This is a genomic window from Rhizobium sp. SVR5-9E (assembly GCF_056755095.1).
The window spans coordinates 1-360 of record NZ_JBNDHS010000282.1 but is presented as its reverse complement, the minus strand read 5'-3'; the positions used below and the strand labels follow the sequence as shown (position 1 = coordinate 360).

Sequence of the window (360 nt, the reverse complement as noted above, 5' to 3'; positions counted from 1 at the left end):
CCTGTAAGTGCTCCTCCTAATTTTATTTCATTAGCTGTTGTTGTAATTCCGTTAGAAGTGGTGTAAGAACCATTAGAAGGAGTAGTCCAGCTTGCCAGTCCGTTCGCATCGGAGGTTAATACTTTTCCGGCTCCGGGAGATCCTCCGGAGATTTTGATCTTTCCATTAATATCAAGCTTAGCATTGGCATCAGGCGCAGTTGTCCCTATTCCTACATTATTGGTGGATATTCTCCATGATAATTGTTTTGATCCGTCATAGCTTCCTAAAGAACCGCCGCCATACCCGAAAAGAAAAGGTCCATCATCAGATGAATTATATACAAGCCCGTGATTGTGGTCAGTAGTACCTCTAATATAT

Annotated in this window: 1 protein-coding gene; it reads right to left on the bottom strand. The window is 42.2% G+C overall.

Annotated elements, in window-relative coordinates; translation table 11 throughout:
• Positions 1 to 360: hypothetical protein (locus ACPYOJ_RS34800; RefSeq protein ID WP_481420295.1), on the bottom strand; the 360-nt coding region annotated here is incomplete at both ends.